10 protein-coding genes, 4 tRNA genes and 1 pseudogene are annotated in these 13,727 nt (G+C 39.6%); 7 read left to right on the plus strand and 8 right to left on the minus strand.

Annotation, left to right across the window (positions count from 1 at the left end; genetic code table 11):
- Positions 1-339 carry a hypothetical protein gene (locus tag ACN19N_RS01255; RefSeq protein WP_269238656.1) on the minus strand — a complete coding sequence of 113 codons (339 nt, stop codon included), beginning with the start codon at positions 337-339 and terminating at the stop codon, positions 1-3.
- Positions 340-668: 329 nt separating this feature from the next.
- Between ACN19N_RS01255 and ACN19N_RS01260 the strand changes: the two genes are divergently transcribed.
- Together ACN19N_RS01260 and ACN19N_RS01265 are read left to right on the plus strand one after the other, a co-directional pair.
- Positions 669-2,279, plus strand: coding sequence for a hypothetical protein (locus ACN19N_RS01260; protein ID WP_420001823.1), 1,611 nt, complete (start codon positions 669-671; stop codon positions 2,277-2,279).
- Positions 2,280-2,458: 179 nt separating this feature from the next.
- Entirely contained in the window at positions 2,459-3,394 is a 936-nt protein-coding gene (locus ACN19N_RS01265) for a hypothetical protein (RefSeq protein WP_004660107.1), read from the plus strand.
- Positions 3,395-3,436: 42 nt separating this feature from the next.
- On the opposite strand, the gene ACN19N_RS01270 is transcribed toward ACN19N_RS01265, so the two are convergent.
- From ACN19N_RS01270 to ACN19N_RS01300, 7 genes are all read right to left on the minus strand, one after another.
- Positions 3,437-3,512: transfer RNA gene (locus ACN19N_RS01270), tRNA-Glu, on the minus strand.
- Positions 3,513-3,549: 37 nt separating this feature from the next.
- Positions 3,550-3,625, minus strand: a tRNA-Glu gene (locus ACN19N_RS01275).
- A 211-nt stretch (positions 3,626-3,836) separates the two neighbouring features.
- Positions 3,837-5,243 carry an amino acid permease gene (locus ACN19N_RS01280; protein WP_269229427.1) on the minus strand — a complete coding sequence of 469 codons (1,407 nt, stop codon included), beginning with the start codon at positions 5,241-5,243 and terminating at the stop codon, positions 3,837-3,839.
- Between the two features lie 116 nt (positions 5,244-5,359).
- Positions 5,360-5,435, minus strand: a tRNA-Glu gene (locus tag ACN19N_RS01285).
- A 26-nt stretch (positions 5,436-5,461) separates the two neighbouring features.
- Positions 5,462-5,537: transfer RNA gene (locus tag ACN19N_RS01290), tRNA-Ala, on the minus strand.
- Between the two features lie 58 nt (positions 5,538-5,595).
- Positions 5,596-7,104: a glutamate--tRNA ligase gene (gene gltX, locus ACN19N_RS01295; protein WP_269238654.1), complete on the minus strand. Its 1,509-nt coding sequence runs from the start codon at positions 7,102-7,104 to the stop codon at positions 5,596-5,598.
- Between the two features lie 105 nt (positions 7,105-7,209).
- Positions 7,210-7,455, minus strand: coding sequence for a DUF4179 domain-containing protein (locus tag ACN19N_RS01300; protein WP_413772447.1), 246 nt, complete (start codon positions 7,453-7,455; stop codon positions 7,210-7,212).
- A gap of 465 nt (positions 7,456-7,920) precedes the next feature.
- On the opposite strand from ACN19N_RS01300, the gene ACN19N_RS01305 reads away from it, so the two are divergent.
- From ACN19N_RS01305 to ACN19N_RS01325, 5 genes and pseudogenes are all read left to right on the plus strand, one after another.
- The gene (locus ACN19N_RS01305) at positions 7,921-8,916 is read left to right on the plus strand and encodes a sulfate ABC transporter substrate-binding protein (RefSeq protein ID WP_269238653.1); all 996 of its coding nucleotides are present in this window, start codon (positions 7,921-7,923) and stop codon (positions 8,914-8,916) included.
- 197 nt (positions 8,917-9,113) lie between these two features.
- Positions 9,114-10,037 carry a 16S rRNA (cytosine(1402)-N(4))-methyltransferase RsmH gene (rsmH, locus tag ACN19N_RS01310; protein ID WP_269229430.1) on the plus strand — a complete coding sequence of 308 codons (924 nt, stop codon included), beginning with the start codon at positions 9,114-9,116 and terminating at the stop codon, positions 10,035-10,037.
- Positions 10,037-10,375: a cell division protein FtsL gene (gene ftsL, locus ACN19N_RS01315; RefSeq protein ID WP_420001824.1), complete on the plus strand. Its 339-nt coding sequence runs from the start codon at positions 10,037-10,039 to the stop codon at positions 10,373-10,375. The genes rsmH and ftsL overlap by 1 nt, the downstream gene beginning before the upstream one ends.
- A gap of 10 nt (positions 10,376-10,385) precedes the next feature.
- Positions 10,386-12,219, plus strand: a pseudogene (gene ftsI / locus ACN19N_RS01320) (penicillin-binding protein PBP3).
- 3 nt (positions 12,220-12,222) lie between these two features.
- The gene (locus ACN19N_RS01325) at positions 12,223-13,722 is read left to right on the plus strand and encodes a UDP-N-acetylmuramoyl-L-alanyl-D-glutamate--2,6-diaminopimelate ligase (RefSeq protein WP_269229431.1); all 1,500 of its coding nucleotides are present in this window, start codon (positions 12,223-12,225) and stop codon (positions 13,720-13,722) included.
- Positions 13,723-13,727 lie beyond the last annotated feature (5 nt).

Consider the following 13,727-nt stretch of genomic DNA (forward strand, 5'->3'; position numbering starts at 1 on the left):
TTAGTTTTGCCATTCGTGATTACAGTCACGACATTTCCAATGCTTTTGCGCTTGCATAAAAGCCTGCATTGAAATTTTGAAATCAGGTAAATCTCGCCAAAATAAGATGCCCGCGATGACACAGACAATAAATACTGCAACGGTCGCAATTTGCAGGCCTTGACCAGCGCCATGCCCAAAAATCCACATTCCAACACTAATTAACACCAACACCAGTAAAATAAAAATAGCAGGAACTAAAAGCACCAAGCTTTTAGGCACATTAGGGCGAGGGCTGTTGGCACCTTGACTTACAGGCATAATTTTCACGCTTTGGCATTTAGGGCAACGATATTGCATAAAGATTTCCTATAGTATTTTGCTTATTTTAGCGAAAATTATGCAAAAGCTAAAATCCTACGTTGTTCAAATACATAAACTTACTTATTTTATACTATCTTTAAAATAGACCTCTTGCGTAAGTGCTATTTTCAATGATTTTAGAATTGATCAAACTTAATAAAATCAATACTTACATCTGATTATTTTTTGACTTTTGCAAGAGGTCTAATATTAAGTTGATTCGAGCAATCCATATCGGTCGCAGCTCGTCTAAACCTGTTCGCTAAAATAATATCAGTCATGCTAATTTGTGAACTGAATGTGTTGAATAATGCGCAAGGACTCGCATGCTGCCTACCAAACTTCTAAAATTACGATTAGCTCGCATCGAAAAGGGAGAAGGTCATCTTTCGACCCAAGACAAGCTAATGTTGGTTAGCATGGAGAGTCCTGATTTAAGTGCAAATTTCTTTTTAAAATTGTTTAAAGTCTCGTTACCAAAGCAATGGAAATTCCAGCATGAGACAGATGAAGATATTCTATATACATCACAACTCATCAAATTAATTGAAAACGAATTTATTCCAAGTTATGAATCTCATGCCAGAAAACATGCATGGTATGAACAATGTTTGGTTTATCAGCTCAATTTTGTTGTGCCTCAACCGACACAGCCACAAATCAATCTTTATTTACGTCAGCTAGATAAATGTTTAGATCAACAACCTAAGATTGATTTATTGCTCTATTTTCAACAGCAATATCCAAGTGCAAAACATGCGGTGGCTTTAGCAAAAGCCTATGCAGGCGCAGAACAATATACTGAAGCGATCAAACAGTATGAATGGGCTTCACAGCAGTCTATACAGCGGAGTGAAATTGCTTTTTATGCATATATAGCGTGTTTGGTAAATCGCAACCAGTCTGAGTACATGCCTAATGTAAGCGATGTTGAATATGCAATTGATTTACTCTCTAAATTTGAAAAACCAGTTGATCAAAAAACCTATCTAAAAACGTTGAAATCTGCGGTAAATGCTTTGTTGCCAGCAGTGATATTGCAAACGCAAGCGATAGAAACGAATATTTTGGCAGATGTTGGGCGTAGCTTAAATTCACTGGGCAAGTCAATCGGCGGAATGCTAGGCGGACGGGATTTTCAGCTTCCTTACAATAAAGAAGTGATTGCAAATGCACCACAACTTTTAACTCATCCGCTCGTATTTGCAGGTCTTGCAGAATCTAGTGCGATACAAAATGCCCTATTACGTCTTTTGAAAAATGATCAACAGTGTGCTGATACTCTATTGTTGAAGTTATGGTTGGCGATTCAAAAAGATCTGGATATTTGGAGATGGCTGGTCGAGCCGATTCAAAGTGAAGAATTTATACAGGCTTTATCTAAAGTTGAATATGAACAACAGCCGACCATTATTTCAGGACCAATACAACTAGTTCTAGAGCAAGGGCTGATGCAATTTTTGGGTGACTTTCGTCTTGATAAACAACACGCTGAAAGACCTGCTTTATATGAGCAGCGAGATATTGTTGTCAATGAAATGGTGAGCTTTGCTCACATGTTCCAAAAGAATATTTTAGAACCTTATTTGGTAAAGCAGCGTTATTGCTCGCAACAGCTACAATTGAATTGGATGGGTAAGTTGAATGAAATTGCACTTTCAAGTGGTTTATTTGCTTATCAATTTAAAGCTGAACAACGTGCGCAAGCTTTATTTGATTGGATGCAACAAAAACTAGAGAAAGGGAACGACTTTGATAAAATGCAAGCCGCTTGGGTGGCATTGCGAGAAGTTGGTCATTTAGAGCGAGGCGATATACAAGAAAAACTTGTTTCTATTGAAATTGTGCTAGAAAAGTATAAACAACTTCGTCTGAATCAAATGTTATTAAAAGTAGATACGGATGAAAAAGTGCAGCTCGAAGAAGGTGAAATATAACGTTTTCTGAAACATATTTAGAAAATGGACGATTAAATTAATTTAAAAGTGTGCAACAAAAAGACGCAAATTGCGCTAAATAGCATGCTAATCTACATAAAAACAGCCAATAAGTTTATAAAACAGATTGTTGCTCATATCAAAATTGAGTTGCTGAGAAAGGGAAGAGGGAGAACATCTTGAATCGACAAGATGATAAAAAGGCAATGTTCGATATTATGCCTGCAGATATAGAATCATCAGATGAAAAACCGTCTTTATCACGTCGGTTAATCAATAAGACATTACAGCACGCACAAGATGCTGTTGAGTTTGCGAGTGATACCTCTCGTAATATCGCTGGTGTCGCAGATGCCGCTTTAGATGCCTTAGATCAGGTTACCCATCACACCAAACGTGGTGTTGAAGGGATGCGAAATACTGTTCGTGATATGGTATCAGAAACTAGCGAAGCAGCGCGTCAAGTTGCGTTAGCAATGGCACGTGCATCGTTAGGAAAAAGTAGCCTCACCTTATATTTGCCTGAAATGCTGCTCAATAATCAAATTCGGAAACGTATGGATCGTTCTGAAATTGATGATATTAAAATTGAATGTGGCAATGATCGCTTTCATATCGAATTAGATGGCCACTATCGCCGCTTCCTATATCGTCTGTCTTTAGAATTCAATGTTTTAGAATGTCGTATTGGGCAGGAAAAATATTTACGTCTTTGTCAGGTCGATGAGCATTTGGATTTACAAATTCGTCATGGTGGTACTTTAACAAATTGGGCAGCAAGACGTGTCGGTAATATCAGCTTTGAAGTGATTAATTCCTTACCGATCCCATTTTTGATCAATCACCTCATTCGTGATGTGCCGGGGATTCAAAAAGAAGGGCATCGTTTATGGTATATCGACCTTGAAGAAGCGGGTTTTATTGATTTCATTAATAACCGCTCATGGATGGTCGATAAGCTATTAAGCTTGACTGATTTTAGTATTTTGCCAGGACTTAATATTTTGCAAGAGAGTCGCGAATTGGTACAACAATTAGTTGATCAATTTGAGATCCGAGGCTTACGTGTTCAGTCTGGACGTTTAGAAGTTCAAGTTGGAATTGGAAGTGAATAAGTAATAAAAAAGCCACTGTCAACGCAGTGGCTTTTTAGAATTTGGCGTCCCTACGGGGATTCGAACCCCGGTTACCGCCGTGAAAGGGCGATGTCCTAGGCCTCTAGACGATAGGGACTTATATGAGGCATACATCTGAAAACAATAATAAATATTGGCGTCCCTACGGGGATTCGAACCCCGGTTACCGCCGTGAAAGGGCGATGTCCTAGGCCTCTAGACGATAGGGACGTTTCAGAGGTGGGCGTATATTAGGGTGAATTGGGTAGGGTGTCAAACACTTTTCCAAAGAAAATCCAAAAAAATCTTGTGAGTGTCTAAAAATAAAACATATCGTAGAATAAATAATCAAAATAAGGAAGTTAAAGTAAAATTGTCAAGTAAGTTAATTTAAGTTAAATAAAAAATGCAGCCTAAGCTGCATTTTTTATTTATTGCCATTTTATTTACGATCACGGTAAAAAACGTAGTAACTTAAATAACAAGCGGCAATAAACAGTAAACATCCAATAAAACCAGCCTGCATTTCAGGATCGTATGCCATGCTGAGACCTGTAATTAAACAGAAAACAAAACCTAAGATGGGAACGATTGGATAAAGTGGTGCAGCAAATTTTAAATCTTTTGCTGAATGTCCAGCCTTGTACCATTGGCGTCTAAAGTTAAACTGACTCCAACAAATACTCATCCACACGATGACCATGGTAAATGCAGCAACACCTAGTAAATTTTTGAAAATTGTCTCTGGGGCAAAATGCTCAGATAGTAATCCGGGAATTGCGCCAAACATGGTTACCACTAGCGCAATAATAGGCGTACCACTCTTAGACAATTTTGAGAATATGCTTGGTAGTTGGCGTTGATCAGATAAAGACCACATCATGCGGGAAGCCGCATAGAGACCTGAGTTTGCAGCGGATAATAAGGCAGTAATAATCACGAAGCGAATAATATCGTCAGCATATGGAATACCGATGTATTTAAATACTGTTACGAAAGGACTGCTACTCACTCCGTCACCGCCTAAGCCAGCTACATGGAATGGAAGTAATGCACTAATAACAACAATCGTACCCACAAAGAAAATTAATAGTCGCCAAATTGCTGCATTAATTGCTTTAGGAACATTTTCAGCTGGATTTTGGGTTTCACCTGCGGCAACACCAATGAGTTCAGTTCCAGAAAAGGCAAAGTTAACAATTAACATCGTGGTGAAAATTGGAAAAAGACCTTGTGGAAACCAACCATGTGCCGTTAAGTTATGAAATAACGGTGCAGATTCAGTGCCTTGGAATGGAATGAAACCAAAAATTGCGCATAAACCTAAAAGGATAAAGGCAATAACGGTAATGACTTTGACTAATGCAAGCCAAAACTCTGATTCAGCAAAAATGCGGGTTGAACTTAAATTTAATCCTAAAATTGTAATCGCAAAAATAATGGTCCAAATCCACATCGAAATATGAGGAAACCATTCTTGCATAAGTAACGCTGCGGCAGTAAATTCTGTACCAAGCGTTGCGGTCCATGTCAGCCAATACAGCCAAGAAATCATATAACCCGTTCCTGGGCCAATATATTTTTGAGCGTATGCGCCAAAAGATCCAGCCACAGGCATATGTACTGCGAGCTCACCTAAACAGAGCATAACCATATAGGCAATTAAACCACCTAAAAAGTAGGCAATAATTGCGCCGATAGGACCCGTTTGAGCGATGACCTCTCCAGAACCTAAAAATAAACCTGTACCAATTGCACCGCCTAATGAAAGCATAACTAGGTGACGGGTGCTCATTGCACGTTTTAATGTTTTTGATTCAGAGGTAGCATTTGAGTTGGAAGATTGCATACCACAATTTGTCCAAGCGTGGAGAAGCAAGTATTTTATGTAAAATTTTGAAATGTGCAATCTGAATAAATGAATGTTTAGTTGAAAATTATAATTTTAATTATTTTGCATAAATATGGCGTCCCTACGGGGATTCGAACCCCGGTTACCGCCGTGAAAGGGCGATGTCCTAGGCCTCTAGACGATAGGGACTTATTGAGGCAACACAAATTGAAGTTTGGTGGAGCCAAGCAGGATCGAACTGCTGACCTCTACAATGCCATTGTAGCGCTCTACCAACTGAGCTATGACCCCAGTCTGTGTGAGCGCAATATTAGGGCGAATGCGCTCACACGTCAATGATTAAACTGAATTAATTCTCACTATTTGCATCATTTTTCGGCAGTTTGAGTGATTCGTTTAATTTTTCCCAAACTTTGAGTTCTTTCTTGCTTGGTGCACCTACGATTTCTAAGGCATGACGTAAACGTGCAAAAGTCAAATCAGGACCTAGTGTCACCATAGATTGCATCACAGGCGTTGAACTCGTTGAACCCGCAATCGCAATAAAAAATGCTGGCATAAAGTCACGAAGTTTAATTTCCATTTGAGTGGCTAAATCCATCAGCGTTTGGCTGACAGTATCATTATTCCACGTAAACTGACTTTCTAAGCGCCAAATTGCAAATTGTAAGCTTTGACGAACTTGTTCTTCGGTCAATTTTTTGCTTTCAAACTGTTCTTTACTGATTTGTGGCATGTGATTGAAATAGAAACCAGCCCAATTCACAGCTTCTGAAAGTAGATTGATACGAGGTTGAATCGCAGCTGCAATGTCTTCAAGTGTTTGACGGTCGCTTTTCCATGCTAATAGGCGATCTAGAAGTTGTCCTGATGTTAAGCCTTTGATCCATTGACCGTTCAGCCAATTAAGTTTTTCAACATCAAAGATTGGGCCGCCCAATGAAACACGCTGTACATCAAAATTTTCAACCATGTCCTGTAATGTGAATACTTCACGCTCATCAGGCATTGACCAACCCATGCGACCTAAATAATTCAATAATGCTTCTGGTAATACACCGATGTCGCGATAGTAGTTAATAGAAGTTGGGTTCTTACGTTTAGAAAGTTTTGATTTATCTGGGTTACGTAACAATGGCATATGACATAAAGTTGGCATTTCCCAACCAAAATATTGGTAAAGTAACTGATGTTTAGGCGCTGAAGGCAGCCATTCTTCCCCACGTAACACGTGAGTGATTTCCATTAAGTGGTCATCCACGACATTAGCAAGATGATAAGTTGGTAAACCATCCGTTTTTAGCAACACTTGCATGTCAACTTGTGCCCAAGGAATCTCCACTTCACCACGAAGTAAATCATTAATCTTACAAATACCATCTTCAGGTACTTTCATTCGAATGACATGTGGTTCACCCGCAGCAAGGCGTTGTTGTACTTCTTCTTGTGAAAGTTTTAAGCCACGACCATCATATTTTGGCGTTTCACCACGTGCTTGCTGCTCTGCACGCATTTGGTCTAGCTCTTCAGCTGTTGCGAAACAATAGAAAGCATGTCCTTTTTCAACCAAATCTAAGGCATATTGCTTATAAATTCCCATACGTTCTGACTGACGATAAGGTGCATGTGGGCCACCGACATCTGGGCCTTCTGACCAGTTCAACCCTAACCAACGTAATGAATCTAAAATCATTTTTTCAGATTCAGGAGTTGAACGGAGTTGATCTGTGTCCTCAATGCGTAAAATAAATTCACCGCCGTGCTGTTTAGCAAAACATAAATTAAATAATGCAATATAAGCAGTACCTACATGAGGGAAACCTGTAGGAGAAGGCGCAATACGGGTACGAACTTTCATAAATTATCGAAGCTTAAATTAAAATTGAAACTATTATAACGAAAAAGCCTAGTCACGGCATGACTAGGCTTATTTAAACATGTAGAGCTTTACATATTTAAAAGATTAAGATGTGTGCGGTTGAAAAATAGTCTGAACAAAGCGCGAAAAACGTTCGTGTTGGCTTGCAAAGAACGTTTGTGTTGGCGTTGTACGGATGGTATTCAACATTTTTAATTCGTCATCTGTTGAAGGCAACATGGCCGTATTACGTTTTTGTTGATCAAGTGCTTTCACAATTAATGAAGACGATTTGTCTATCGTTTTAATATTATTGTTTTCTTTAATTGCAGCTGCATGTCCAACTTGAATAGAACACACCAAAAATAAGCTTAAGCATAGTGTTTTTTTAAGTTTTGATGCTTGCACGGTAACATCCCCTTCATGACTTCGAGTCTACAAGACTAACTAAATGACTATAGTATTGCTTTAAGCATACGATTCAAACATAAATTTTAATAAAAAAGCATAACTAAGTCACACTTTTTACAAAAAATAATAAATAAACACACTTTTTGGGTATTGTAAGCCTGATGGCTAGAATATGTGCAAATCAAATTTAACAAGCAAATGTGTAGAAAAAGTGGAGAATGATAATTTTTCTCAAAATAAAAATAACATGAATAAACATTTAGTATTTTAACTGCAATATATCCTTAATATTACGATATATAAAAAAAAGAATAATTTCTAAATTATTGATATAACTATATGATTGTAAATTATTTTTAAATAAATATAGTGGTCACAAATATACAGAAAATGAGTGAATAATAAATGAAAACAGTGATCGCCGCAGCATTGCTTGCTTTGGGTTTAAATAGCATAGCGCAGGCAGCTACAACGTTTTTAAATGTATCTTATGATCCAACACGAGAGTTTTATCAAGAATATAACCAAGCATTTGGTCAATATTGGAAACAAAGAACAGGTCAAGAAGTCGATTTTAAACAATCGCATGGTGGTTCAGGCAAACAGGCACGATCGGTGATTGATGGCTTACAGGCTGATGTTGTGACATTGGCTTTGGCGAATGATATTGATGAAATTGCCAATGCAGGTCTCATTCGTAAAGATTGGCAAAAACAATTTAAAAATAATTCTGCACCTTATACATCAACGGTAGTATTCCTTGTCCGCAAAGGAAATCCGAAAAATATCCGTGATTGGAATGATCTCACCAAAGAGGGTGTCGAAATTATTACCCCAAATCCGAAAACAGGGGGGGCACCGCGTTGGATTTATTTATCGGCATGGGGCTATGCCTTGAAACAACCCGGTGGTAATGAGACTAAAGCCCGTGATTTAGTGAAAAAATTATACCAAAATGTCAAAGTGCTTGATTCGGGAGCGCGAGGTTCTTTAACTACATTCGCTGAGCGAGGTATAGGCGATGTGTTACTGTCATGGGAAAATGAAGCTTTATTGGCGACCCAAGGTTTAGGTAAAGATAAATACGATATTGTTTATCCATCAATTTCAATTTTGGCTGAGCCTTCAGTTGCGATTGTAGATAAAACCGTGGATAAAGATGGTAATCGCAATTTAGCGCGCGGCTATTTAAATTTTCTTTATTCACCATTAGGACAGGAACTTGCGGCAAAACATTATTTCCGTCCACGTAATCCGCAAGTTGCAGCAAAATATGCAAAACAATTTCCAAAGATCAAACTCTTCAGCATTAATGATGTATTTGGTGGATGGACAAAAGCGCAGAAAACCCACTTTGTGAATGGTGCGATTTTTGATCAAATTTATGCAGATAAACAGTAAATAAATTACATATAAAATTTGTGATTGAATATGGGAAAGCAAATACACGGAGTATTTGCTTTTTTGTTGCGTAAAAAATGATAAGAAAACGGTTTTATCTATGAAAAGTTAAGAATTCTCTACAAAAAGTCGTTTGGTACTGGGATAAAACAAGGTGATAATGTGCAGTTACATTTTTAGCTGTTGATCCCATTCCTATGTCGCATATTTCTGTCTTACTTCATGAAACCGTTGATGGCGTATTGGCAGGTCGCGATACTGGTGTTTTTGTCGATGCAACGTTTGGTCGAGGAGGGCATACCAAGCTCTTACTTTCCAAATTGGATCAAAATGCACGTGTTTACGCCTTTGACAAAGATCCTCAGGCACTTGAAGTTGCCGCGCAATTAGAACAAGAAGATCCGCGGTTTAAAATTATTCATGCCAGTTTTGCCGATATTCAGGCGGAATTAACAAATATTGGTATTACCGAAGTCGATGGCATTATGGCGGACTTAGGCGTGTCCTCACCGCAACTTGACCAAGCTGAACGTGGGTTTAGCTTTATGCAAGATGGCCCGCTAGACATGCGTATGGATAATTCTCAAGGTTTGACTGCGGCTGAGTGGTTATTAAAAATCGAAGAAGAAAAATTAGCCAATATTATTTTCCAATATGGCGAAGAGCGTTATAGCCGTCGTATTGCCAAAGCGATTAAATTGGCAGGTGAAATTACGACAACTGCTCAACTTGCAGAAATTGTCAAAGTTGCTCATCCGAAATGGGAAAAGCACAAACACCCAGCAACACGTACTTTCCAAGCGATTCGTATTGCAATTAATAAAGAGCTTGATGATATTGAAACATTTTTACCGCAAGCTGTAGAATTGTTGAAAGTACAAGGACAGTTGGCTGTGATTAGCTTCCACTCTTTGGAAGATCGTTTGATTAAACAGTTTATCCAAAAAGAATCAACTTTAGCGGAAGATCATGGTTGGGGGATGCCTCAAGCACAGGTTGATACGCGACGTTTAAAGAAAGTGTCTCGTATTCGTGCGAGTGAAGCAGAAGTAAAAGCAAATCCTCGTTCACGTAGTGCATGGTTGCGTGTGGCAGAGCGTTTAGAGCAAAAAGGTAGATAATGAATAAAAAAAATGATGATGAGGTTTTATCCAGTAGTAAAAAGGGACTGAAAAAAGTTGTGGTGTATGCTGCGCTTCTTGCATTGGTCTTCATTAGTGCGATGATGGTGGTGTTTCAAGTATTTGAATATCGTCATGATTATCGTGATTTGAGTGGGTATATGCGTGAAAAAGATGATTTAAATGCCGAATGGGGGCGTTTATTGATCGAGCAACAAACCTTTGGTGCGACTGCACAGATTGGTTCTCGTGCTGTGACACAGTTACGCATGTTTTCACCGCCTGCTGCACAAACCGTCGTGATTTCTTTACCTATGACTTCAAAGCAAGACAAATAAGGCATGCTGTATGGCAGATAAGCGAAGCAAACCAATACGAAAAAAACAGCAGTCCATTTCTGAAAGACCAACACTTGCTTTGGATATGTGGCGATTTTATTTGCTTTGGGGAACAGTGCTCCTTTGCTTTATTGTCTTGGTCGCGCGCGCCTTTTATGTGCAAGTGGTCAATAAAGATTTTTTGCAGAACAAAGCCAATGCCAATATTTTACGTACCGAACGCTTAGAAGCGATGCGTGGCGTGATTAGTGATCGCCATGGTGTGCCTTTGGCGATTAGTACACCGATTATGAAAATCGTGATTGACCCAAGAGATTATTGGGAGACTAAAAAACAGTATGATGACATTACGGCAGAACTACAAAAAGACCCAACCAACCGTAAACTCAAACGTCAGTTGCCAGATAAGAATCTAAATTTAGATGAATTGGCAGATGCAGTGGGTGTTGATCGTAATGATTTGAAGAAGCAAATGAGTGATCGACCACGTTCACGTTATTTGGTATTGCAAAAGGAAATTCCACCTCAGCAAGCTGACCTCATTACCAAGCGAAACTTTCAAGGGGTTTATGCCGAAAAGACGTATAAGCGTTACTATCCGCAACCGCAGCCGAATGCACAAATTATTGGTTTAACCAATAGTGAAGGGGTTGGGGTTGAAGGTTTAGAAATGCAACTGAATAAACAGTTGTCAGGGGTAGATGGTGAACAAAAAATTATTCGGGATAAAAAAGGTAACCGTCTTAAAGTTTCAGAAGTGATTAAAGAAGTCGAGTCAGGTGAAAATGTCACACTCAGTATCGACTCACGTTTGCAATATATTATGTATCGTGAATTGACGGCTGCTGGTGTCGCAAATAATGCTCGTTCGGCAACCGCTATTGCTGTAGATGTAAAAACGGGCGAAATTTTGGCAATGACCAGTTGGCCATCGTATAACCCGAATGATAAAAATGGTTTAGCCAACAAAGATGCAATGCGTAACCGTGGCGCAATTGATATGTTTGAGCCTGGTTCGACCATGAAGCCATTTACCGTTGCGGCTGCCTTAGAAAGTGGCAAATACACACCAAACACAATTGTTAATACGTCACCAGGTTCAATGAAGTTGGGATGGCATACCATTCGTGATACACACAACTATGGTGCATTAACTCTGACAGGTATTATTGTTAAATCATCTAACGTGGGTTCAGCAAAACTCGCATTGTCACTACCAAAGGATGCAGTACCTTCATTCTTCCGTCGTGTTGGTTTTGGGCATCGTTCTGATGTGAAATTCCCGGGTGAGAGCGCTGGTCTGTTGTATTCGGGTGATAAGTTAAACCCATCTCAGTTGGGTACGATGGCATATGGTTATGGTTTAAACGCAACCATTCTCCAAGTTGCACAAGGTTATGCGATGCTCGCAAACCATGGTGTGGAGATGCCATTAAGTCTAAGAAAATTAGATCAAGCACCTCAAGGTAAGCAAGTACTTGATCCTAAGATTGCAGATCAAGTGTTATTGATGCTTGAGCAGGTTACTATGCCTGGTGGTACAGCTACGCAGGCCAATATTCCTGGTTATCGTGTTGGTGGTAAAACAGGTACAGCACATAAATTACGAGCTGACCGTAAAGGTTATTCGAGTAATGAATATCGTGCTTTATTTGCTGGGGTTGCTCCAGTGAGTGATCCTCGTCTGGCGATGATTATCGTCGTTGAAAATCCTCAAGGCCGTTATTATGGTGGTCTCGTTGCAGCGCCCGTTTTTGCGAGAATTATGCAAGAGTCGCTACGATTACTGAATGTTCCTTTAGATAAACCACTTGATACCTCTATAAAATCCAATCCGTAGGTAGATTATGTCGATTAGTTTTCAGCAGATATATCCGATTCGTATCGATGCGGCTTGGTTCACTCAGCCTTTTCAAGGCTTTTGTCTAGACAGCCGTAAGATTGAAGTTGGACAAATTTTTATTGCTTTAAGTAGTTATAGCCAACCTGAAAAAACCCGTCAATTTGCACAAAATGCGCTGAATGCAGGGGCATTGGCGGTTATTAGTGAAACAAGTTTAGGGCTTGCGAACGAGTGGGTTTGCCCTGAAGTGCGTTTTCTTATGGGTGAATGGCAGCAGCAATATTTACAAGCGGTCGATCCTGTACAGCCATTACGAGGAATTGCAGTCACCGGCACCAATGGTAAAACCACCATTTCACGTCTGATTGCAGAATTAGTCAGTTCACAAGCGAAAGGCTGTGCAGTGATGGGGACAACAGGCAATGGTATCTTGCCAAACTTGACCCCCTCAACCCACACCACTTTAGATGCGCTGCAATTACAGCAGGCATTGCATGATTACGCTAAACAAGGGGCTAATTTTGTTGCACTTGAGGCGAGTTCCCATGGTCTGGAACAAGGTCGTCTGAATGGTTGCGATCTTGAAATTGCAGTTTATAGTAATTTAAGTCGTGATCATTTAGATTATCACGGTACTTTAGAGGCTTATGCAGAAGCTAAGGCGCTATTATTTAAATTTACCACTTTAAAAGTCGTTGTAATTAACATCGACGATGCACATGCAAACGTGATGCTAGCTGCTGCAAAACAGAATCCATCAAAACCGAAAGTTTTGACTTATTCTTTGACTCAAACTTCTGCGGATTATCATATTGATCATTTGCAATATCGCTTGAGTGGTGCAAGTTTTACATTGATTAGTCCAATAGGTACTTTTGCTGTGCAAAGCCCATTGCTTGGACATTTTAATGTAGAAAATTTATTAGCAAGCTTGATTGCAGCAGAATATGCTGGTTTTTCGCTTGCTGATTTAGTGCAGTTCGTTCCGCAACTTAAGGGTGCCCCAGGGCGCATGCAAGTGATTCAAGATACGGATCGTCTATTTGTCGTTGATTATGCACATACACCTGATGCATTGATTCAGGTGTTAACCACGTTGAAACGTCATGTCACTGGACAACTATGGGCTGTATTTGGCTGCGGTGGTGATCGCGATCGCGGTAAGCGTCCTTTAATGACTCAGGCTGCGCTTGATCATGCTAATCCTGTGGTTCTCACCTCGGATAATCCACGAACTGAAAATCCTGAACAGATTTTTGCTGATATGAAGCAGGGAATAGATTTTTCAGAACATATCGTGCATGAAATCCATGATCGTCGTGAAGCGATTAAGTTTGTGGTTGCTCAAGCTCAAGCAGGCGATATTGTGGTGATTGCGGGCAAAGGTCATGAAAACTATCAAGAGGTGGATGGCGTTCGTCACTGGTTTGATGATGTGGTCGAGGTACAGTCTGCGATTAATGCACAAGCCCATTCAGTCGATTCAGCTTATCCTGCGCAATAAGGTTA

The sequence above is a fragment of the Acinetobacter sp. LF10 genome, from assembly GCF_048585715.1.
GTDB lineage: Bacteria > Pseudomonadota > Gammaproteobacteria > Pseudomonadales > Moraxellaceae > Acinetobacter.

What these genes read in the sequence shown, in the direction of transcription:
- ACN19N_RS01255 (WP_269238656.1), bottom strand. Translation starts at nt 339, where the DNA reads ATGCAATATCGTTGCCCTAAATGCCAAAGCGTGAAAATTATGCCTGTA.
- ACN19N_RS01260 (WP_420001823.1), top strand. Translation starts at nt 669, where the DNA reads ATGCTGCCTACCAAACTTCTAAAATTACGATTAGCTCGCATCGAAAAG.
- ACN19N_RS01280 (WP_269229427.1), bottom strand. Translation starts at nt 5,243, where the DNA reads ATGCAATCTTCCAACTCAAATGCTACCTCTGAATCAAAAACATTAAAA.
- gltX (WP_269238654.1), bottom strand. Translation starts at nt 7,104, where the DNA reads ATGAAAGTTCGTACCCGTATTGCGCCTTCTCCTACAGGTTTCCCTCAT.
- ACN19N_RS01305 (WP_269238653.1), top strand. Translation starts at nt 7,921, where the DNA reads ATGAAAACAGTGATCGCCGCAGCATTGCTTGCTTTGGGTTTAAATAGC.
- rsmH (WP_269229430.1), top strand. Translation starts at nt 9,114, where the DNA reads ATGTCGCATATTTCTGTCTTACTTCATGAAACCGTTGATGGCGTATTG.
- ftsL (WP_420001824.1), top strand. Translation starts at nt 10,037, where the DNA reads ATGAATAAAAAAAATGATGATGAGGTTTTATCCAGTAGTAAAAAGGGA.
- ACN19N_RS01325 (WP_269229431.1), top strand. Translation starts at nt 12,223, where the DNA reads ATGTCGATTAGTTTTCAGCAGATATATCCGATTCGTATCGATGCGGCT.